20 protein-coding genes are annotated in these 20,626 nt (G+C 53.5%); 17 read left to right on the top strand and 3 right to left on the bottom strand.

Translation table 11 applies throughout. The annotated features are described in order from the left end of the window. Window positions 1-364: 364 nt before the first annotated feature. The 10 genes from ABEH87_RS13675 (at window position 365) to ABEH87_RS13630 (ending at window position 8,214) form a co-directional block, all read left to right on the top strand. On the top strand, window positions 365-907 hold the full coding sequence (locus ABEH87_RS13675; protein WP_346576926.1) for a fimbrial protein: 543 nt from the start codon (window positions 365-367) through the stop codon (window positions 905-907). Between the two features lie 68 nt (window positions 908-975). Beyond that, window positions 976-1,515, top strand: a complete 540-nt coding sequence (locus ABEH87_RS13670; protein WP_346576925.1) for a fimbrial protein — start codon at window positions 976-978, stop codon at window positions 1,513-1,515. Window positions 1,516-1,606: 91 nt separating this feature from the next. Further along, a complete protein-coding gene (locus ABEH87_RS13665) occupies window positions 1,607-4,159 on the top strand; it encodes an outer membrane usher protein (RefSeq protein WP_346576924.1) in 2,553 nt (850 codons plus the stop codon). A gap of 67 nt (window positions 4,160-4,226) precedes the next feature. Then, window positions 4,227-4,979 (top strand): fimbria/pilus periplasmic chaperone, encoded by a 753-nt coding sequence (locus ABEH87_RS13660; RefSeq protein WP_346576923.1) that lies wholly within the window; start codon window positions 4,227-4,229, stop codon window positions 4,977-4,979. 113 nt (window positions 4,980-5,092) lie between these two features. Further along, window positions 5,093-5,668 (top strand): fimbrial protein, encoded by a 576-nt coding sequence (locus ABEH87_RS13655; protein WP_346576922.1) that lies wholly within the window; start codon window positions 5,093-5,095, stop codon window positions 5,666-5,668. A gap of 7 nt (window positions 5,669-5,675) precedes the next feature. After that, entirely contained in the window at window positions 5,676-6,167 is a 492-nt protein-coding gene (locus tag ABEH87_RS13650) for a fimbrial protein (protein ID WP_346576921.1), read from the top strand. Beyond that, window positions 6,164-6,679: a hypothetical protein gene (locus tag ABEH87_RS13645; RefSeq protein WP_346576920.1), complete on the top strand. Its 516-nt coding sequence runs from the start codon at window positions 6,164-6,166 to the stop codon at window positions 6,677-6,679. The genes ABEH87_RS13650 and ABEH87_RS13645 overlap by 4 nt, the downstream gene beginning before the upstream one ends. Window positions 6,680-6,681: 2 nt before the next feature. Beyond that, window positions 6,682-7,167, top strand: a complete 486-nt coding sequence (locus ABEH87_RS13640) for a fimbrial protein (RefSeq protein ID WP_346576919.1) — start codon at window positions 6,682-6,684, stop codon at window positions 7,165-7,167. A gap of 19 nt (window positions 7,168-7,186) precedes the next feature. After that, the gene (locus ABEH87_RS13635; RefSeq protein WP_346576918.1) at window positions 7,187-7,657 is read left to right on the top strand and encodes a fimbrial protein; all 471 of its coding nucleotides are present in this window, start codon (window positions 7,187-7,189) and stop codon (window positions 7,655-7,657) included. Continuing rightward, complete coding sequence (locus ABEH87_RS13630; RefSeq protein WP_346576917.1) at window positions 7,639-8,214, top strand: fimbrial protein; 576 nt, start codon at window positions 7,639-7,641, stop codon at window positions 8,212-8,214. Before ABEH87_RS13635 ends, ABEH87_RS13630 begins: the two co-directional genes overlap by 19 nt. A gap of 60 nt (window positions 8,215-8,274) precedes the next feature. Here ABEH87_RS13630 and ABEH87_RS13625 read toward each other — a convergent pair whose 3' ends face one another. Continuing rightward, window positions 8,275-8,622: a hypothetical protein gene (locus tag ABEH87_RS13625; protein WP_346576916.1), complete on the bottom strand. Its 348-nt coding sequence runs from the start codon at window positions 8,620-8,622 to the stop codon at window positions 8,275-8,277. Window positions 8,623-9,082: 460 nt separating this feature from the next. On the opposite strand from ABEH87_RS13625, the gene ABEH87_RS13620 reads away from it, so the two are divergent. From ABEH87_RS13620 to ABEH87_RS13605, 4 genes are all read left to right on the top strand, one after another. Beyond that, the gene (locus ABEH87_RS13620; RefSeq protein ID WP_346576915.1) at window positions 9,083-9,871 is read left to right on the top strand and encodes a winged helix-turn-helix domain-containing protein; all 789 of its coding nucleotides are present in this window, start codon (window positions 9,083-9,085) and stop codon (window positions 9,869-9,871) included. After that, on the top strand, window positions 9,864-10,319 hold the full coding sequence (locus tag ABEH87_RS13615; protein ID WP_346576914.1) for a hypothetical protein: 456 nt from the start codon (window positions 9,864-9,866) through the stop codon (window positions 10,317-10,319). Before ABEH87_RS13620 ends, ABEH87_RS13615 begins: the two co-directional genes overlap by 8 nt. Before the next feature lie 300 nt (window positions 10,320-10,619). Continuing rightward, a complete protein-coding gene (locus tag ABEH87_RS13610) occupies window positions 10,620-11,894 on the top strand; it encodes a dicarboxylate/amino acid:cation symporter (RefSeq protein ID WP_346576913.1) in 1,275 nt (424 codons plus the stop codon). 383 nt (window positions 11,895-12,277) lie between these two features. Further along, complete coding sequence (locus tag ABEH87_RS13605; RefSeq protein WP_346576912.1) at window positions 12,278-13,759, top strand: pitrilysin family protein; 1,482 nt, start codon at window positions 12,278-12,280, stop codon at window positions 13,757-13,759. An 84-nt stretch (window positions 13,760-13,843) separates the two neighbouring features. Here the strand turns inward: ABEH87_RS13605 and ABEH87_RS13600 are convergent, their stop codons facing one another. After that, window positions 13,844-14,719, bottom strand: coding sequence for an alpha/beta hydrolase (locus ABEH87_RS13600; RefSeq protein ID WP_346576911.1), 876 nt, complete (start codon window positions 14,717-14,719; stop codon window positions 13,844-13,846). A gap of 404 nt (window positions 14,720-15,123) precedes the next feature. Between ABEH87_RS13600 and ABEH87_RS13595 the strand changes: the two genes are divergently transcribed. Further along, window positions 15,124-16,410 carry an alginate lyase family protein gene (locus tag ABEH87_RS13595; RefSeq protein WP_346576910.1) on the top strand — a complete coding sequence of 429 codons (1,287 nt, stop codon included), beginning with the start codon at window positions 15,124-15,126 and terminating at the stop codon, window positions 16,408-16,410. Here the strand turns inward: ABEH87_RS13595 and ABEH87_RS13590 are convergent. Then, window positions 16,382-17,314 (bottom strand): sugar kinase, encoded by a 933-nt coding sequence (locus ABEH87_RS13590; protein ID WP_346576909.1) that lies wholly within the window; start codon window positions 17,312-17,314, stop codon window positions 16,382-16,384. The genes ABEH87_RS13595 and ABEH87_RS13590 overlap by 29 nt on opposite strands. 286 nt (window positions 17,315-17,600) lie before the next feature. Between ABEH87_RS13590 and pdeH the strand changes: the two genes are divergently transcribed. Together pdeH and ABEH87_RS13580 are read left to right on the top strand one after the other, a co-directional pair. Next, window positions 17,601-18,374 carry a cyclic-guanylate-specific phosphodiesterase gene (pdeH, locus tag ABEH87_RS13585; RefSeq protein WP_346576908.1) on the top strand — a complete coding sequence of 258 codons (774 nt, stop codon included), beginning with the start codon at window positions 17,601-17,603 and terminating at the stop codon, window positions 18,372-18,374. 61 nt (window positions 18,375-18,435) lie between these two features. Continuing rightward, entirely contained in the window at window positions 18,436-20,475 is a 2,040-nt protein-coding gene (locus ABEH87_RS13580; protein ID WP_346576907.1) for an AsmA family protein, read from the top strand. Window positions 20,476-20,626: the final 151 nt, after the last annotated feature.

Raw genomic sequence — 20,626 nt, 5'->3', positions numbered from 1 at the left:
TATCGAAAAACAACATCATTGCAGGATTAATACTCAATAATTGCAATATTAATTATAATTGTTCTGTTTAATTAATTTCTTTTGGTTTTTTGTTCTGTGTTTATTACTTTATTATTAAGCGATCCGTCTATTGTTGTGAAATTAACCTCTCAGTGTTTATTTGCTGTTAAGAAATAAGTTTGTTTGTAATAATGTTTCTCAGACGAAATGCAGGGAAGTGATATTTCATGGGTTATTTAACATGACCTTTAAATGAATATTCATTTAACCGTCGTCTGCTACCATTTTTTACGATTAGGGCGGTGAACGTTTGTTCCCTTCCTCAGAAAATAGTTTTCAAAAATTTCATTTAAAGGAATGTAAGATGAAAATGAACAAAATTGTTCTGGGCTTAACACTGGCCATGGGCATCACCACTTTTGCTCATGCAGCAGCGGTTGTTGACGAAGGGCACGGTACTGTAACCTTTACGGGTTCAATTATTGATTCACCATGCTCAATCGATCCGGACAGTATTGACCAGACAGTAAACCTGGGTCAGGTCTCTACCGTTGCGCTGTCTGAAAACAGCAATAAAGGCATTTCTACGCCAAAGAATTTCTATATCAAGCTGGAAAAATGCAACCTGGAAGGCGCCAATAAAGCGGTGAGCGCGACCTTTACGGGTGCAGCGGGCAATACTAAAGGCATGCTGGGCATGACCGGTACGGCTAAAGGTGCAAGCATTGCGATGACCGACGGTAGCGGCAAAGTGCTGGAGCTGGGTAAAGCAACTTCTGCTCAGTCGCTGCAGGATGGTAACAACACCCTGGCGTTTTCAGCTTACCTGCAGGGTGACGGTGCATCTGAAGGTATTACCCCGGGTGAATTCAATAGCGTAACTAACTTCACGCTGGCTTATCAGTGATATAGCATCATCTTAAGCATGTGGGGCCACCCACATGCTTTTTATCCACTATTTTTGTCGGGTCATTTATGTACGCAAAAATAGGCATCAGCGCGCTAGTGTTATTTAGCATTATCAGCGGCTTAAATCCAGTTTTCGCCAGTCAGCCTCTGGGCTGGGGGCGGGTGAAGATGTTGGGAGCTATCCTTGAAACAGCCTGTGCGATTGATACGGAGAGTCGTGATCAAACCATTGATATGGGCTTTATTCCGACCGTTCAGATTATCCGCGCCGGCCACAGCATCGATCAACCGTTAACCATCAAACTGGTTAATTGCATGCAGGCAAAAAAATCGAAAAATACACCTGACGGACAGCATTATCAGATTACCTTTGAAGGCAGGAATGATACCGGATTATTCGGTTTAAACGGTGACGCGCAGGGCGTCGCGCTGCAAATTGTCGACGGTGAGGGCAATGTTGCAATACCAGGATTACCGCTACCTAAACGGAATGCCACACAAAATGAGATGCCGCTGCAATACTCGTTGCGGTTAGTGAGCAATCATAAGCTATTACTTGCCGGTGAGTATTTCTCGACGGTGAAATTTAAAATGGATTACTACTAAAAAAACTTCATCAGATTTAAGTGCCTTAGGTGATTAAACTTTATTTTTTTAATCAACGTGGCAGATGTCTTTAAAATGGAAGTGGCATCGGATGGAATATTATAAGATACCTGCAGAAACCGCGTTGTCACCGTTTAATTTATGGGCTTTACGTCCACGGCTTCTGACGATAATTATCAGCGGCTTGATCTGTGGCGCCATCTTTTCCGTAAAGGCGGAAGAGTTTTCATTTAACACGGATGTACTGGATGTTAACGACCGGAGTAATTTCGATTTAGATCAGTTTTCGCGTAGTGGCTATATTATGCCCGGCGATTACGTCATGTCGATTCATATTAATAAGCAAGAGCTGCCTGAGCAGCCAGTGACCTATTACGTCCCTGATAACGATCCTAAAGGTAGCGAGCCGTGCATTACCCGCGAAATGGTCAAAAAGTTTGCTCTGAAACCGGGCATGAACGATCGGCTGACATGGTGGCATCAGGATCAGTGCCTGCGGGTCGACAGTCTGGAGGGGATGACCACCCGGGGCGATCTGGGTGCGGGTGTGCTGTACCTGGGGATTCCTCAGGCCTGGCTGGAGTATACCTCCGATGACTGGGACCCACCGTCTCGCTGGGACGATGGTATTCCAGGGATCCTGATGGACTACAACGTTTATACCCAGACCCAGCGGCAGTTAAAAACGGGGACACAAAATAGCAGCGTCAGCGGCAATGGGACCGTTGGTGCCAACTACGGAGCCTGGCGGCTGCGCGCCGACTGGCAAACCCGTTATGACCATCAGGGGGGAGGGGAGCCCTCGACACAAAAGAGCTGGGACTGGAGTCGTTACTACGCCTACCGCGCCATCCCACGCCTGGGCGCATCACTGACAGTCGGTGAGAACTACCTTAACTCCGACATCTTTGACAGTTTCCGCTTTGCGGGTGCCAGCCTGATGAGCGATGACAGCATGTTACCGCCTAATCTGCGTGGATATGCGCCGGAGGTGACTGGTGTGGCGAAGACTAATGCCAAAGTCATCGTCAGCCAACAGGGGCGTGTGATTCATGAAACGCAGGTGGCTTCAGGGCCATTTCGTATTCAGGATCTTAACGATGCGGTGACAGGTCAGCTTGACGTGCGGATAGAAGAGCAGGACGGGAGCGTGCAGGAATTTAAAATCAATACCGCCAGCATTCCCTATCTGACCCGTCCCGGAACGGTGCGCTACAAGGTGGCCATCGGGCGGCCTGATAACGTGCAGCATCAGACAAACGGACCGTTGTTCACCACCGGGGAGTTCTCCTGGGGGATCAGTAACGGCTGGTCAGTGTATGGCGGCGGAGTAACCGGTGGTGATTACCATGCTGTAGCCATCGGGATGGGGCGCGATCTGCTGATGTTCGGCGCGCTGTCGTTTGATGCAACTCAGTCGCGGGCGAGCCTTCCAGGTGAAGAAGCAACGCTGTCCGGGGGATCGTACCGGCTGAGTTATTCAAAGTCTTTCGACGACTACGACAGCCAGGTGACCTTCGCCGGCTATCGTTTCTCGGAACAGAACTATATGAGTATGAGCGAGTATCTGGAGGCGCGTTCGGATGGCTTACGTTCACAGAACAGCAAGGAGATGTACACCATCACCTTCAATCAGCAGTTCCGTGAGCTGGGCATGAGCGCCTATCTGAACTACAGCCATCAGACCTACTGGGATCGTCCGGCTAATGACCGCTATAACCTGACTCTGTCGCGTTATTTTGATCTTGGCCGTTTTAAAAATATCAGTCTGTCAGTGACCGGCTATCGCAATAAATATAACGGCACCAACGACGACGGGATGTATCTGTCACTGTCGCTGCCGTGGGGTAACCGGGGGTCAGTGGGCTACAGCAATTCGTTCAGCCGTGGCAACAGCTCTCACCAGGTGAACTATTACGACCGGCTTGATAATGATGACAGCTATCAGGTCAGCAGCGGAATGTCACGCAGTGGTAACACCGCCAGCGGTAGCTACAGCCATCAGGGGAACCTCGCCCAGGTCAACGCCAGCGTCAGCTATCAGGAGGGGAGCTACTCTTCTGCGGGATTGTCGTTCCAGGGAGGGGCAACCGCGACGCTGCAAGGGGCTGCGCTGCATCGCGGTGGAGCACAGGGAGGAACCCGGATGTTACTGGACACCGATGGTATCCCCGGAATTCCAATTAGTGGCTATGGGGCAAACACGCTGTCCAACCGCTTTGGAAAAGCCGTTGTCACCGACGTCGGCAACTATTACCGCAACCGGGTGAGTATCGATCTCAACCAGATGCCTGAAAATGCCGAAGCGGTGCATTCGGTGGTACAGGCCACTCTGACGGCCGGGGCGATTGGCTACCGCAAGTTTGAGGTCATTGCCGGTGAGAAGGCGATGGCGATGATCCGCCTTGCCGACGGTTCCGTACCGCCATTTGGGGCGACGGTACTGAACGCGAAAAAGCAGAACGTCGGCATCGTCAGCGACGATGGCAATGTTTATCTCAGCGGCATCAGAGCCGAGGAACGCATGAGCGTGAACTGGGGTGGGAAAGCACAGTGTGAGCTGTCGCTGCCGGAGGTGCTTTCCAACAGCGGCCAGACCGACTTACTGCTGCCGTGCCGACGGCTGAGCGCGGAAAACGACTGATCCCTGAGCCGGGTTGCGCTGAATCAGGGAGACCCGGCCCTGAAAACCTTCGAATGAGACTGAAACCATGAAACTGAAAATGACCACCACCGTATTGACCGGCAGCCTGCTGCTGACACTGACAGCACCGTCAGCCTTTGGCGCGATTGCACTGGACCGCACGCGTGCGATCTACGACGGCAGCCAGAAATCGATCAGTCTGAACGTCAGTAATGAAAATAAGCAGTTACCTTATCTTGCCCAGGGCTGGATAGAGGATGCACAGGGTCACAAAATCACCAGCCCGCTGACGGTGTTGCCACCGGTACAGCGTATAGAGCCTGGTGCAAAGAGTCAGGTGAAGGTGCAGGGACTGCCGGCGGTCAACAGCCTGCCGCAGGATCGCGAATCGCTGTTCTATTTCAATCTTCGTGAAATTCCGCCGCGTACTGACAAGCCAAACACCCTGCAGATTGCACTGCAGACGCGCATCAAGCTTTTCTATCGCCCGGCTGCGCTGATGAATACCACCGGGTCAATGAGTGTGCCGTGGCAGGAAAAAGTCACGCTGACCCGGCAGGGCGATCGTTACGTGGCGACTAACCCCACCCCCTATTATGTCACGCTGGTGGACGGCAGCCGTGCGGCCAAAGGAGAGTCGGCAAAAGGTTTTGAACCCGTGATGCTGGCGCCGCAGGGTAAGGCCACGCTGTCGGTCGGCGTCGGTGAACTCGGCAACAGTCCGGTTCTGACCTATATCAACGATTACGGCGGTCGCCCACAGCTTAAATTCATCTGTAGCGGGAGTACCTGTAAAGCTGAGGCCGTGAAGCCCTACTAATCCGGTCTTCACTCATGACATCAGGAGGATGTATGCGGCAGGAAAAAAGGCAGACGGGATGGGGTCATCCGTTATCTGGCTGTCGGCGCTACCGGCAAGCGAATGGATTCACTGTGCGAATCCGGTCGATCCTGAGCGTTGCGGCTCTCGCCATATTGTTCCCGGCGCACGCCGTGAATAACGTGCAGACAGATGAAGCCAACGGTGTCATGCAGGTGCGCGGCGTGTTGAGTGAAAGCGCCTGCCGGCTGGCGATGAACTCTGCCTGGCAGGATATTGACCTGGGCCACATTGCCACCGGTCGCCTGCGCCATGTGGGCGATAGCGGTACGCCGGTAGACGTCCAGCTCTATCTGGAAGACTGCGTCGCAGGGCCGGCGCGCTCACTGGATGAGCGCAGCGGTAATCTGCGCTGGAGTCCGGGCCAGCCCGCCGCGACTATCAGCTTTGTTGCCCCGGCCGATGCCGACAACCCGCAGCTGATCAGAGTGCAGGGGGCGGGCGGTCTGGCTCTGCGCATCACGGATAAACTGGGCCGGGATGTTCGTCTCGGCAGTAAGGGGGCCGATCTGCTATTAACGCCGGGCAGAAATCAGCTGACTTATACCCTCACTCCGGTACGCACTGCTGCACCCCTCAAGGCTGGCGCATTCCGGGCGAAAATCAACGTGGGGCTGAGCTATGACTGACAGAATAATGGCAACGGGCCGCTGTGCCCTCGTCTGTTTCGGCGGAGCTTGTTGTCTTCTGACCAGCCTGTTTGCTGCAGCCGTGACGAATGTCACGGTGAAAGTGATCGTTGTTGCCCCGCTGGTCTGCGTGATCAACGGTAATCAGCCAATCCAGGTCAACTTCGGTCAGATGGTGCGTATTGATAAAATTGATGGGAGTTATGCCCTCACTGAAATCAACTATGATATGACCTGTCAGAACAATGCAAACAACGCGCTTAAATTAAAAATTAGCGGGCAGGCCACCAGTTTTGATAGTAACGCAATAAAAACGGATCAGGCCGCCCTGGGGATCGCTCTTTATAATGGCAGCACCAGAATCAGCCCCGATGAGTGGGTGAATTTTACCTGGCCTGATAAACCATTGTTAAAAGCCGCTCCGGTTAAGCAAAAAAATGCCTCGCTGAAAGCGGGTGATTTTTCAGGTGCGGCGACCCTGACGCTGGACTATCAATGAAAAAATTAAAAAAAAATTTGATCGCAAAAAACATTATCCTCTCTGTGATCATGAGTACGATGAATTATTCCTCCGCGTGGGCAGTGTCCGCTGATATGCAATTTTCAGGAAGACTGATCGATCCTAACTCATGCATCGTTGAAAATAAAGAAAGTGGTGTTTTTATAGATTTTGGGACGGATATTGTTCCCTGGAAAATTGATGGCGAAAATTACAGTCGGGAGATAGAGTTAAACATAGTCTGTAATGTTCTGGCGACTAATGCATTAAAGATAAAATTTGATGGCGCTTCCCCAGAATCAGGGTTTGATGACAATGTCGTAGGTCTGACTAACAGGGATTTAGGCATTGCATTGACACTGGATGACAAGAAAGTTTCCATTAATGAATGGGTTAACTTCACATATCCTAAAGAATTAGTTTTGAAAATGACCCTGGTTAAAAATCCGGATGTGAAAATCGCTGCTGGCTCATTCAGCGGTTATGTCATTACTTATATTGATTATCAATAACAATGAAAAATAAACACTTTATTATATTTTTATTTCTTCAGTTTTTTATCACTTTTCCTTTTTCTGCGTCAGCGGCCAGATTGACGTTTCAGGGGACGGTTTTGGATGATCCTCCTTGTATCTTCAATAGCGGAGCGGCGATCGTTGTCGATTTTGGCCCGTCGGTAATGACCACCCGTGTAAATGGTATTAATTACATCAAAGATGTCAATTATAATCTGGAGTGTACGAATCCGCCGCTAAATGCATTGCGTCTGCAGATAAAAGGACTCGGTGCGAGTTTTGATATTAAAAGTTTATCCACCAATAAAAATGATCTGGCCATATTGTTTTATGCTAATGGTCAGGAGTTTCCTGTCAATCAGTGGTTTAATTTTACCAACCTGAAGCAGCCTGAAATAAGAGCTGTACCCATAAAAAACCCGGGCTCTACCCTGACGGGGGGGGCTTTTATCGCAACGGCAACCATGATGATTGAGTATCAGTAGGTCTCTGAGATATAACAAGATGGAAAATAAAAAAGTGGGTTTAATGATAGCTCTCCTCATGAGTACCAACGGATGGGCCGATGATAATCTTATCTTACAGGGCACATTACTGGAACCACCCGACTGCACGTTTAATATTGGTGTCGTGGACTTTGGCGAACGGGTTGGCGTGAATAAAGTCGACGGCAAAAACTATAAACAGACCATAAACTACTCCCTTGTTTGTGAAGCTGATTTAAAGCCGTGGGCGATGTCACTTTTCCTTACGGGAGAGGTCACCCCTTATGATAATGCTGCAATCCAGAGCAATATGGACGATCTGGGTATTCGCCTGTTGATAGATGGTAAGCCTTTTATGACCAACATCCTGATGCCGTTTAACCCGGACAAGCTGCCGGTTATCGAAGCCGTTCCGGTAAAAAAACCGGGCAGCACTCTGACCGCCGGGGCATTTAGCGCAGCGGCAACGCTATGGATAAATTACCAATGATAAATTATCGCGACACGGGCCTGCACCTTTGGGCTGTTAGCTGGCAGGTCATTACGGGGCTTTTATTGTCGGGTTCCTGCCCGGCAGTATATGCGCAAGAGAATCTGATAATGAAAGGTGCGCTCGTGGAACAACCCTGTTTGATCGCGCCAGGTGATGAGAACATCTATCTGGACTTTGGGACGATTATGGAAAAATATCTCGCGACTAATCAGCGCACGCACGCTCAGCCCTTTCAGATAAACCTGCGGGATTGCGATCCCGAACTGGCTCGCTCGGTTAACATCACTTTGAATGGCCGTGAAAGTTTAAGCTTGCCTGGCCTGCTGGAAATCGACAGTGCGAGTCAGGCTTCCGGGGTGGCTATTGGCATCGAAACGGCTGAAGGAATACCGCTTAAAATTAATGAAAAGAGTGGATGGCAGGGGCTGCGGTCAGGCGAAAACAGCATTCCGTTAAAAGCTTATGTTCAGGTGGAGCCAGAGGCATTAAAAGAAAACAGCATTAAGTATGGTCAGTTCAGCGCAGTCGCCACCTTCAGCCTGGGATATCAGTAAACATAACCGGTGCTGATTTTTTATTATGAATATTTTTATAAATTCTTACTTTTATTTATGTTAACACAGGCATGAATGATCATTATAAAGCCGGGTTGAAACTTCCGAGTTAGTTGAGACCCGGCTAATGTAATTACGGTTTATACACAGTCCATATCGCGGAATGGTGATAATAAAATCGTCAGGGAGCCCGTTTTCACTCAGCAAAATACGGGTGCGAAAGATCAGCTGATTAAAACTGTTTTCTTTATTTTTTCCGGTGGAATCATTCCACACCATGGAAAAAAGAGCCTCTTTTTCATTTATCCCTTTAATCAGGGCATCGATGAGGCGTGTCTGGTATTTACTTAACGCCACCTCTTTTTTTTGGCGTTTGAAGGTCAGTTTTTTAACATCCAGGACCAGCATATCATTTTCAAAGTACGTGACATTTTTCATAAGCAGTAGAGAGGGCTTTCCCGTTTAATAAGATGATTTACATCATCAGATATCATTCCTCTGGCTTGATGAGCGGGTCGGCATCGTCCTGATGAGCCCCGGCAGGCGGTTTATATCAACAAGGACGATGCGCCGGGATATCTGAATCATTTTGAAGAAATAACTCTACCATTGCAGCTGATTTTTAGGTCTTATATCTCGCAATTGCCTGTTGATTTAGTTAAAAGTTCTTATTATTATGATAATATAGGTTTAAATGTTACTTTTGTGGCTTTTTGATAAATTGCGATAGACTCAGATTAAGATTAGTTTGACTCATTTTTTTGTTTTTCAGGGCAAACCCTGGGCAATGCTGTCTGTATTTAGCAGGAGACGTAAATGTGCTGTTCGGGTAATGATAATAAGAATTGTTCGGTTTTAAGGGGCGGCCATGCGCTATCTGATTAACAGTATGGTGGTATTTAATCCTGCGGATTACACACTGATTAGCAATGATAAAAGTGTGGATATGCTTACCCTGAGCAGAATAAGTGGTGAGTTATTGCAACTTTTTATTATTCACAATGATGCGCCGTTAAGCCGGGATGCCATTCTTTTTGAACTGTGGGAAAAACGCGGGCTCAATGCCTCAAGCAATAACCTTAATAACTATGTTTCTATGCTGCGTAAAGCACTGATGCAGTGTGGGTGTGAAGGCCTCATTACCACGATCCCTAAACACGGTTTTATTTTCAGTGCAGACGTGACGGTACAGCCTCCGGCAGAGGTTGATACCGGTCTGCCCGCTGATATTATGCCTGAACTCAATCATGTTCCGCCCGTCATGCCCCGCAAAAATAAAATCAGAACAGGGGGGATCATTCTGTTATCTCTGGTGGTGGCCTTTTTTATCGCCGCTCTGTCTTACCAGACTTACGATTATTATCGTCTGGCATCAATCAGAACTGAGCTATTCCGCAGCGATCAGTGCCGCTTCTGGCTGATTGACGATGTGACACGCAGAAAGGCACCCGACCAGGCTATCGCCAGAATTAAGAACATTGTCAAAGAGGAAAAAATAAACTGTCGCCTGCCGGTGAACGTCTATTTTTCTTCTGACAGACTGATGGACTCTCGTGGCGTTGCAGTGGTGAACGAGATGTTCAGCTACTGCGCCTATAACAGTAAAGCACCCTGTGACAATTTTATCTTTTCGCGTTACGAAGGACAGAATGATTAAGAGAACCGTTATCCTCCCTTTGACACTCATCGTGCTGGCCCTGTCAGGAGGCATTGCCTGGACAGTATGGGGGCCGCTGCTGGGTGAAGACGAATTTGATTGCTGGGGACGGCTCCATACCCGTATTCAGGTCGGTGACTGCCAGAGAACCAGCGCAGCGGATGTTTTTCTGTCGATGCAGGCTGATGGTAAGGGTTACCTGCTGGTCAATGGCAACTGGTCATGTCAGAACTCATTACAAAATGTGGTGGAAGGGACGGTGAATTTTACTTTTGAACAAGAGGGCGATTACTTCGCCATTCGGGCAAAGGAAAAAGTCCCTGCACTGGAGAAAATTATCGGCGCTTTAAGATACGAGTCGCTGAAGTTAAAAATTACTCCGCTTAACTCAGCCGATTATATTCTGCAGTTGCCCAACGAAAAACTGATGATCTGCACGAAAAATTAACCCGGCTATTTCCGGCATCAGCAGAGCGTTCAGTCAGGCCAGATGCTCAGAACAATACGGCATCGACCACGGGTGTGGCAGTAAAGGTACTGGCCGTTATTGCGCTGAGAATCGCGCGTTAATCGGGTCAGATTTCACTTTCTTTAGTTATACAACCTGGGGCTGAAGTGATTCAGCTCATAAAACCAGGTGATGGACGCTGTCGGCCCTGGCCGGGGTGTATTAATCCTGTTAACTGAATGTTACTTTCGCGCTGTCATTGATTATAACAACAGCAATTCAGCCGTTAACGGGTACCTTATGAAAACATCACTGTTCAAAAGTCTCTATTTCCAGGTGCTGAGCGCCATCGCGATTGGCGTGCTGCTGGGCCACTTTTACCCTGAGTTAGGTGCCCAGATGAAGCCGCTGGGCGACGGGTTCGTCAAGCTCATCAAAATGATTATTGCCCCGGTGATCTTCTGCACCGTGGTGACCGGTATTGCCGGTATGGAAAGCATGAAAGCAGTAGGGCGCACCGGTGCGGTGGCGCTGCTCTATTTTGAAATCGTCAGCACCATCGCCCTGATTATTGGTCTGGTGGTGGTTAACGTGTTGCAGCCGGGTGCCGGTATGAACGTTGACCCGGCGACGCTGGATGCCAAAGCGGTGGCGATGTATGCCCAGCAGGCGGAGCAGCAGGGCATTGTCGCCTTCCTGCTGGATGTGATCCCCGGCAGTGTGGTGGGCGCCTTTGCCAGCGGCAATATTCTCCAGGTGCTGCTGTTCGCTATCCTGTTCGGCTTTGCCCTGCACCGCATGGGCGATAAAGGCACCCTGGTGTTCAACTTTATCGACAGCTTCTCTAAGGTCATTTTCGGCATTATCAACATGATCATGCGTCTGGCCCCGATTGGTGCCTTCGGTGCCATGGCCTTCACCATCGGCAAATACGGCGTCGGTTCACTGGTGCAGCTCGGCCAGCTGATTATCTGCTTCTATATTACCTGTGTGCTGTTCGTGGTCATTGTGCTGGGGCTGATTGCCCGCGTGGTTGGCTTTAACATTTTCAAATTTATTGCCTACATCAAAGAAGAGCTGCTGATCGTCCTCGGCACCTCCTCTTCTGAATCCGCCCTGCCGCGCATGCTGGATAAAATGGAGAAGCTTGGCTGTAAGAAATCGGTGGTGGGTCTGGTGATCCCGACGGGTTACTCCTTTAACCTCGACGGCACCTCGATTTACCTGACCATGGCGGCGGTATTTATCGCCCAGGCCACAAACAGCCATATGGATATCTGGCATCAGATCACTCTGCTGGTGGTGCTGTTGCTCTCTTCCAAAGGCGCCGCCGGGGTGACCGGAAGCGGCTTTATTGTGCTGGCGGCAACGCTGTCGGCGGTCGGGCACCTGCCGGTCGCGGGTCTGGCACTGATCCTCGGCATTGACCGCTTTATGTCCGAAGCGCGTGCGCTGACGAACCTCATCGGTAACGGCGTGGCGACCGTGGTGGTGGCCAAGTGGGTTGGCCAGCTGGACGAGGAACAGTTAAAAGAGACGCTGGATGCCGGTAAAAATCGCGCAAAAACAGCCTGAAACATCGCCATAAGTACTTAATTCACAAAAAATCACCGCAAATGCCCGTCGTGACTTGCCCCTCACGGCGGGCATTTGCATAATAACCCCTCTGTACCCGTCATACTTCAGGCTGTTTCTGCGTTGGCTTCTTTCCGTCACCCGCATCACTTACCACCGTGAGCGCATCGGGACTCCTTCTCTTGCCGCCCTGAAGCCGCTCGAATGATTGAGGGTATATTTTTTATTTTTCATTCCGCTGTGTGACATCCTCGCCGATGCGTGGTCTAAGAAGCTGTTCCTTTAAAAAACAGCGGCTTTCCGCAGCTATCTGCCACCCTGGCGGAGGCTGGCCGTAGACCGCCAGTGAAAATTTTTGGGTTTGTGATTGAGTAGGGGTTCACATGCAGGGCACCAGAATTCGTTTATTAATTGGTGGAATATTACTGGCCGCAGCCAGTAGCACTGTACAGGCTGAAACACTCCAACCCGATCCTGCCTGGCAGCAGGGAAAACTGGAGAACGGTTTTAACTGGCAGCTGTTAACCACCCCCCAGCGTCCAAGCGACCGCGTTGAGATACGCCTGATGGTGAACACGGGCTCGCTGGTGGAAAGCGCCCAGCAGGCAGGCTACAGCCACCTGATACCGCGCCTGGCACTGGTCCACAATGCTACGCTCGACCCGGCCCAGCAGCGCTCGCTGTGGCAACAAAGTATTGATCCGCAACATCCGCAGCCGCCCGCCATCACCTCTTATGATTACACGCTGTACAGCCTTAGCCTGCCGAATAACCGCCCGGAACTGCTGAAAGAAGCGCTGAACTGGCTGGCCGCGACCGCAGGCAAAATGACGATTAACGATCAGGTAGTCAACACCGCGATCAACGCCGACGACCCGATTGCCACCTGGCCGGCTAATCCGCAGGATGTCTGGTGGCGCTATCGTCTGAAAGGCTCCGCCATGCTGGCGCACGATCCGTCTGCCGCAGTGAAAATGCCGGTCGATATGGCGCAGCTGTATGCTTTCTATAAGCAGTGGTATACGCCCGATGCGATGACGCTGTTTGTGGTCGGTAACGTTGACAGCCGCAGTCTGTCCGAGCAGATCGCCAAAGTTTTCTCCCCGCTGGAGGGCAAGCGTGACCAGCCCTCCACGATGCCCACGCTCTCTCCGCTGCCGCAGCAGCCGGTGAACCTGGTGAACAACGCGCTCACGCAGGATCGCCTGGCGCTGGTGTGGGATACCCCGTGGCAGCCTATCCGCGAGTCGCAAAACCTGCAGCGGTACTGGCAGAGTGACCTGGCGCGTGAAGCCCTGTTCTGGCACGTCCAGAAAGTGCTGAGCGACAACAAAACCCAGGGTATGCAGGTTGGTTTCGACTGCCGGGTGCTGTATCAGCGCGCCCAGTGCGCCATTAATATGGATGCCGACAATGCGGCGCTGAACAACAATCTGGAGATGATCGCGAAAGAGATGGTCAGCGTGCGCGATAAAGGGCTGTCGCAGCAGGAGTTTGACGGCCTGATGGCGCAGAAAACCAGCGAGCTGAATAAGCTGTTTGCCACCTATGCGCGCACGGATACCGACGTGCTGATGAGCCAGCGCCTGCGTTCTCAGCAGAATGCGGTCGTGGACATCGCTCCGGAACAGTATCAGAAGCTGCGTCAGGCCTTTTTATCCGGGCTGACGCTGGATATGCTCAACCAGGAGCTGCGTCAGCAGTTAACGCAGGATATGACGATGGTGCTGATGCAGCCGCAGGGTGAGCCGGAAACCAAAGTGAAGATGCTGCTGGAGAACTGGCAGAAGATAATGACGCCGGTAGCACCCGCCGCCGCGCCTGCTGATGCTGCACCGACCGACGGCAGCCCACCTGCCTTGTAAGGCAACCTTTATCCGGTTGATCCTTATCTTTTCTGACTGATGCAGGGGCGGACCTTTTTGGGGCCGCCCCGTGCTATTCCTGCATCACCATTTCCGCGCGCGCAGCCATTCGTTGACCAGCATTGGCCAGCTGGCTAAAGGAAGGTCGGCGACGTTGCGAATGCCGAAGCCGTGGCCGCCTTGCTCATAAAAATGCAGCTCGCAGGGGACCTGGTGTTCGCGCAGGGCGCTGAACATCACCATGCTGTTATTCACCGGCACGGACGCGTCGTCCACAGCGTGGATCAGCAGCGTCTGCGGTGTTTTCTCACTGACGCGGGTCTCCATTGACCAGGCATCAATCTCCTTCTGGTCCGGGCGCTCGCCCAGCAGCTGCAAACGTGACCCGGCATGGGCCAGCCCGTCGCGCATGCTAATCACCGGATAGATCAGCACCTGGGCGTCAGGGCGCGGCGAGAGGGCGTCGGCGGCGTCCTGCACCGGATAAAGCTTCTCGGCAAAGCGGTTCCCCAGGCTGGCGGCGACATGGCCTCCGGCGGAAAAGCCCATCATCACAATATGCTCGCCGTTGCGGCCGCGCTGCGCCCGTTCACGCAGCACCCTGACCGCACGCTGGGCATCCGCCAGTGGCGCATCCGCCCCCTCGTGGTGACCGTCAGCAGGCAGGCGATAGGTCATCACCGCCAGCGTGTAGCCCATCGAGGTAAAGAACATCGCCAGCGCGCTGCCCTCCTTGTCGATCATAATGCGCTGATAACCGCCGCCGGGAGCGACCAGCAGCGTCACGCCGTTGGAGTTTTCCGGGTGCCAGACGGCCAGCTCCGGGCAGCGCACCCCGCTGGCAGCGCGGTCAAAAGGCTCATACTGTTTGGCCAAATCAATAATCTGCGGCTGCGCCCGTGAGTCACTGGCACCCGGTGCATCACCGTTCGGCCAGAGGTTAAATATTTCAGCGTTCATGGGCGCTCCTGATTATTGTTATAGTCATAAATAAAATTATAGAAGCCGCAGAAAAAAGGACGGGGATATTTATCACGGCGTATTGAGGAGAAACAGTGCCGCTTTCTTCCCCCGTCGTCTACTATTTCGCATCGCTGTCAGGCAGTTTCGGAATATACTCAATTTTCAGCCTCAGCCTGCGTTAAAGCCCCGACTCCCGGGTCTCTCTGGCTATTTACATTAGAAATTTTAAAATATTACCCTAAACGCAAACTATTTAATGGCGCGCTGTTTTTACTGGGAAATAAGCTATTCAGCGCAGAGACAGGTTGCAGGTAATAATTTGTCGTAAGATTTTTGATTAATCATATCGGCGTATTATTCCCTCCAGGGTTATGCTGTACCTCGAAACCTGAACGGGAGCGATGATGAAACTGAGTATACGCAGTGCCATGGTTTTCTTACTGGGGATCGCCATCAGTCTGCCGCTGTTTGCGCAGCCGTATGCGTTTCTCAACGCCAGCGAGCTGGCGCTCAACAAAACGCGTTTACAGCAGCAGCAGGCGCCTGCGCCGACGCAGCAGGCCTGGAAGGCGCTAAAGCGCGAAGCTGACCGTGCGCTCACCGCGCCGCTGCTCAGCGTGACGGATAAGGGACTCACGCCGCCCGGCGGCTCAAAGCATGATTATCTCAGCCTGAGCGCCTACTGGTGGCCGGACGACAGCGCGCCGGGCGGCCTGCCGTGGGTGCGGCGTGACGGTCAGATCAACCCGGCCAGTAAGAACAATGACAGCGACGGCGTCCGGCTGGCGACGTTTACCGCCAGAGTGCAGACCCTGACGCTGGCCTGGTATTTTTCCGGCGACGAACGCTACGCCAGCCGGGCAATTGCGCTGATCCGCCACTGGTTTATCGATCCCGCCACGCGCATGAACCCCAACCTGAACTATGCCCAGGGTGTGCCGGGCAGGGCAGACGGGCGGCGCTCCGGCGTGCTCGACGGCCGTTACTTCGCCACGCGCCTGGTTGACTCTCTGCTGATGCTGCGCAGTGCGCCCGGCTGGCATGCGCAGGATGAACAGCAGATGCAGCAGTGGATGAGTGAGTATCTGCACTGGTTGCAGACCAGCAGGCTGGGGAAAAGCGAAGCACAGGCGCAGAATAATCACGGTAGCTGGTACAACGCCCAGGTGGCGGGCATTGCCTGGTATCTGGGGCGAAAAGAGGAGATTAAACCGATGGTGGAACAGGCGAAAAGCCGGATGAACAGCCAGTTTGACGCCGACGGCAGCCAGCCGAAAGAGCTGGCGCGCACCCGCTCGTTCCACTACAGCGTATTTAATTTGCAGGCACTCACCGCGCTGGCGACCGTGGCGCAGCACAGCGGGGAAGGCGATCTGTGGCATTACCGTACGCCGCAGCAGGTCAGTTTGCTGACCGCGCTCGACTTTATGGCGCCCTTCAGCAGCGGTGACAAAACCTGGCCCTACCGCAGCCTCGACCACGCGGGTGGCGTACAGATGATCCCGCTGCTGTCGCTGGCCGATAATCAGCTTAATAGCGATCGCTATCAGGCGAGGATCCGCCAGACAGGATGGGATCGGCCTGCCAGCGGGCAGGCGCGCGGGGCAACGATCGGAGCACTGCGCGACACCTGGCTGCTTGCCGTGCCGCGCTTCGCCGTCAGTCCGGCATCGCCTCGCGGGGAATAATCGCCCCGCGATGCTGGATCACCGTGCTGGCGGTCAGGTGCCCGCGCTGCGCGGCAGCCGTTGCGCTGCCGCCGGTCAGGCGCACGGCCAGATAGCCGGCGCTGAAAGAGTCCCCGGCGGCGGTGGTATCCACCACGGCAGACGGCGGCAGAAGCACGGCAGGGATCTCCAGCAGCGGGTCGGCAGCGTTTGCCACCAGGCAGGCTTCAGCCCCGCGTTTAATCACGATCTCACTGACGCCAGCCTGCCGGGTGCGGGCGATCACCTCTGCCACCGGCACTTCCCCCCATAGCAGGGTTTCATCATCCAGCGTCAGGAACGCGATATCGGTCACCGCGAGCATCGCCTGATAAGCGGCCCTGGCATCTTCACGGCTCTGCCACAGGCGCGGGCGGTAGTTATTATCAAAGATGATTTTGCCGCCGTTGCGGCGGCAGGCGGCCAGCAGCGTATACAGGGTTTCCCGGCTCTGCGGGCTTAAAATCGCCAGGCTGATCCCGCTCAGATAGAGGTAGTCATAGTGTGCCAGCTGCTGGCAGATATCTGCTGCGCGCTCACCCTCCAGCCAGTAGCGGGCGGCTGCGTCGTTGCGCCAGTAGTAGAAGGTGCGCTCACCCTGCGCGTCGGTTTCAATCACATACAGCCCTGGCAGCTTGTTCTCCATGCGCTGGGTCAGGTCGGTATGCAGCCCTTCGCTTTGCCAGGCGGCGATCATCTCACGGCTGAAGCTGTCGTTGCCCAGCGCGGTGACATAATCCACCCGCAGCGCCTGTTCCGGCACCTGGCGCGCCACATACACTGCGGTGTTCAGAGTATCTCCGCCAAATCCCCGGCTCATATCGCGGCCCTGCTGGGAGAGTTCAATCATACATTCGCCAATCACGGCCAGTTTCTGTTGCGTCATGATCATTCTCGGTTTAAAAAATCTGTCCTCAGTCTCGCCTCGCCGGCGGCAACAGTCAATGATTTAAAACGACGTTTTATTTTTATTGCGAGGGCAGTTTACTCCCGACCAACTGCTGATAAAACGCCCTAAATTGTCGCTGTTTTAGCGATTGAAATGTCGTGTGATTGTTACCATGAATGCCATTTTCGTGGCTGCAGTGCGGATAACGTTCTCAGGGGCGTTGCCGATACCTGCAGCACGGAATGCCATATGAAGGCGATCTCACACAATAAGGGTCACAATAATGGTGCTGAATAGCCTCAGTCACCGGTTACCGAACGCAATTGTTGAACAAGAGCAGTGTAAAGAACCTGCCTGGTGGCAGCAGTGTCAGCGTTCCTATAACTTCCAGCCTATATACCGCGTTAACGGTAGCCTGATGGCAATTGAGTTGCTCACTGCGGTCTTTCACCCGTCTGCGCCGGGCCAGAGAGTATCGCCGGAGTTTTATTTTGCAACGCTTGAGATCCCTCAACGCCTGCATATTGTGGCTGAGCAGCTGACGCTGCTGGCCAAATGGGAAAGAAAATTTATCCGTACCAACATAGTCGCGTCGGTCAATATTGACGGGCCAACGCTGCTGGCTATCCAGCATAACAGTCCGATTCGCCAGCTGATTGCGCGCTGCCCGTGGGTGCGTTTTGAACTGGTCGAGCACCACGTGCTGCCACAGGAAGTGATCGTCGCGCAGATGCCGGAACTGGGGCCGCTGTGGCTGGACGACTTCGGATCCGGCATGGCGAACTTCTCTGCCCTGACTGAGCTGAAGTATGACTACATCAAGCTGGCGCGCGAGCTGTTTATTCTGCTGCGCGCCAGCGACGAGGGTCGCAACCTGTTCAGCATGCTGCTGGCGTTGATTAATCGCTACTGCAAAGGGGTGATTGTCGAAGGGGTGGAAACGGAGGAGGAGTGGGAGCAGGTGCGAAACTCCCCCGCCTGTGCCGCTCAGGGCTATTTCTTTGCCCGCCCGATGCCGTTTGAACAGCTGGAAACCCTGCCGCTGAACCTTGTCTGATCCCATGTTCTGACGTCTCGACTATATTTACCGGGACGGATAGCGATCAAGGAGACGACGAATGTCGCGTACGGGGAAAGTCATTAGCTGGATTGTCGGGATTTTTGTGTTGCTGGTGGGGGTGGCGATCGTGGTCATCGCCACCTTCGACTGGAATCGCCTGAAACCCACCATCAATCAGAAAGTCTCGGCCGAAATTAACCGCCCGTTTGCCATTCGTGGCGACCTGGGGGTGGCATGGGAACGTCAGCGTGACGAGCCAGGCTGGCGACGCTGGGTGCCCTGGCCGCACATTCATGCCCAGGACATTATGCTGGGCAACCCGCCTGAAATATCCGATGTCACGATGCTGCATCTGGCGCGTATTGACGCCACTCTCTCACCGCTGGCGCTGTTGAGTAAGCAGGTCTATCTGCCGTGGATCAAACTGCAACAGCCGGTAGCGAAGCTGGTGCAGACCGCCGACCGCAAAAATAACTGGACGTTTAACCTCGCCGGTAGCGATGAGAAGCCGGGCGAGCAGCCCCCCTCCGCCTGGTCTTTCCGTCTGGATAACGTCGTCTTTGACCAGGGCACGATCGGCTATCGCGATGCGGTTAACAAGGCCGATGTGCAGGTCACCGTTGATCCACTGGGTAAACCCGTCCCTTACGCGCAGCTCGCCGGGGGCGAAGACGGGCAGAAAGGCGCGGCCGATTTTGTTTTCGGCTGGCGTGCCAGCGGCACCTATAACAATGAAAAACTGAACGGCGAGGGTAAGATCGGCGGCATGCTGTCGCTGCGCAGTGCAAACACCCCGTTCCCGCTTCAGGCCGACGTGCGCAGTGGGACCACCCGCGTGCGGTTAGCGGGCACCGTGCAGGACCCGATGAACCTGGGCGGGTTGGATATTCGCCTGCGCTTCTCCGGTGAGACGCTGGCCAGCCTCTACGGGCTGACCGGCGTGCTGCTGCCGGACACGCCGCCGTATGAAACGGATGGGCACCTGTCGGCGCGCTTCCGGGAGAAGGGCGCTGCGGTGTTCCACTATAAAAACTTCAATGGTCACATTGGCGACAGCGATATTCACGGCTCCCTGACCTACCGCCAGGGTGAACCCCGGCCGAAGCTGGAAGGTTCCCTGGAGTCCCGCCAGCTGCGCATGGCCGATCTCGGGCCGCTGATTGGGGTGGATTCCGGCAAAGGCAGTGAGCAGAGCGCTACAGCGAAGAACCAGCCTGCCGACCGCGTATTGCCGCATGATAAATTCGACACCAAAAACTGGGACGTGATGGATGCCGACATCACCTTCAAAGGCCGCCGCATTGAGCACAGCAGTTCCCTGCCGATTAGCGACCTGTCGACGCATCTGATGCTGAAAAATGGCGACCTGCGCCTCGACCCGCTGCGTTTTGGCATGGCCGGCGGCAGCCTGAATGCCAGTATCCGGCTGGAGGGGGACAAATCCCCGATGCAGGGCCGTATCGATCTTCACGCCCGCAAACTCAAGCTGCGCCAGCTGTTCCCGGATGTAGAGGCGATGAAGAGTGCGCTGGGCCAGATAAATGGCGATGCCACCCTGAGCGGACGCGGAAACTCAGTGGCTGATCTGCTGGCGACCAGCAACGGCGATATGAAGCTGTTGATGAACGATGGCCTGATTAGCCGCAGCCTGATGGAAATTGTCGGTCTCAACGTCGGTAACTACGTGGTGGGTAAGCTGTTTGGTGATGATGAGGTACGAATTAACTGTGCGGCGGCGAATCTGGACGTGAAAAGCGGTCTGGCCACCTCGCGTCTGTTTGTGTTTGATACCGAGAACGCGATTATCAATATCACCGGCACCGCGAACTTTGCCAACGAGCGGCTGGACCTGTCGATTAACCCGGACAGCAAAGGCATCAGGATCATTACCCTGCGTTCACCGCTCTACGTGCGCGGCACCTTTAAAAACCCGGATGCCGGGGTGAAATCAGGTCCCCTGATTGCGCGCGGTGCGGCGGCAGTGGCGCTGGGCGCGGTGGTGGGACCGGCCGCCGCGCTGCTGGCGCTGATCTCACCGAGTGATAACGATGACAATCAGTGCACCCGCGTGTTGCAGCAGATGAAAAGCGGTAAATAACGCTGTCGGGCCCGACCCGTTCCGATACGTACGTTAATAACCGTTCCGATACGTACGCTGATATCTGTTCCGATACGTACGTTGATATCCGTAGGGGGCGACCTTCTTTTCCGGTCGACCCGTTCCGGTGTACGCGTTAATTCCTATTCCG

The sequence above is a fragment of the Erwinia sp. Eh17-17 genome (genome assembly GCF_039675725.1).
Lineage (GTDB): Bacteria > Pseudomonadota > Gammaproteobacteria > Enterobacterales > Enterobacteriaceae > Erwinia.
The sequence above is the reverse complement of the archived record's forward strand: the minus strand, read 5'-3'. Positions and strand labels throughout refer to the sequence as shown.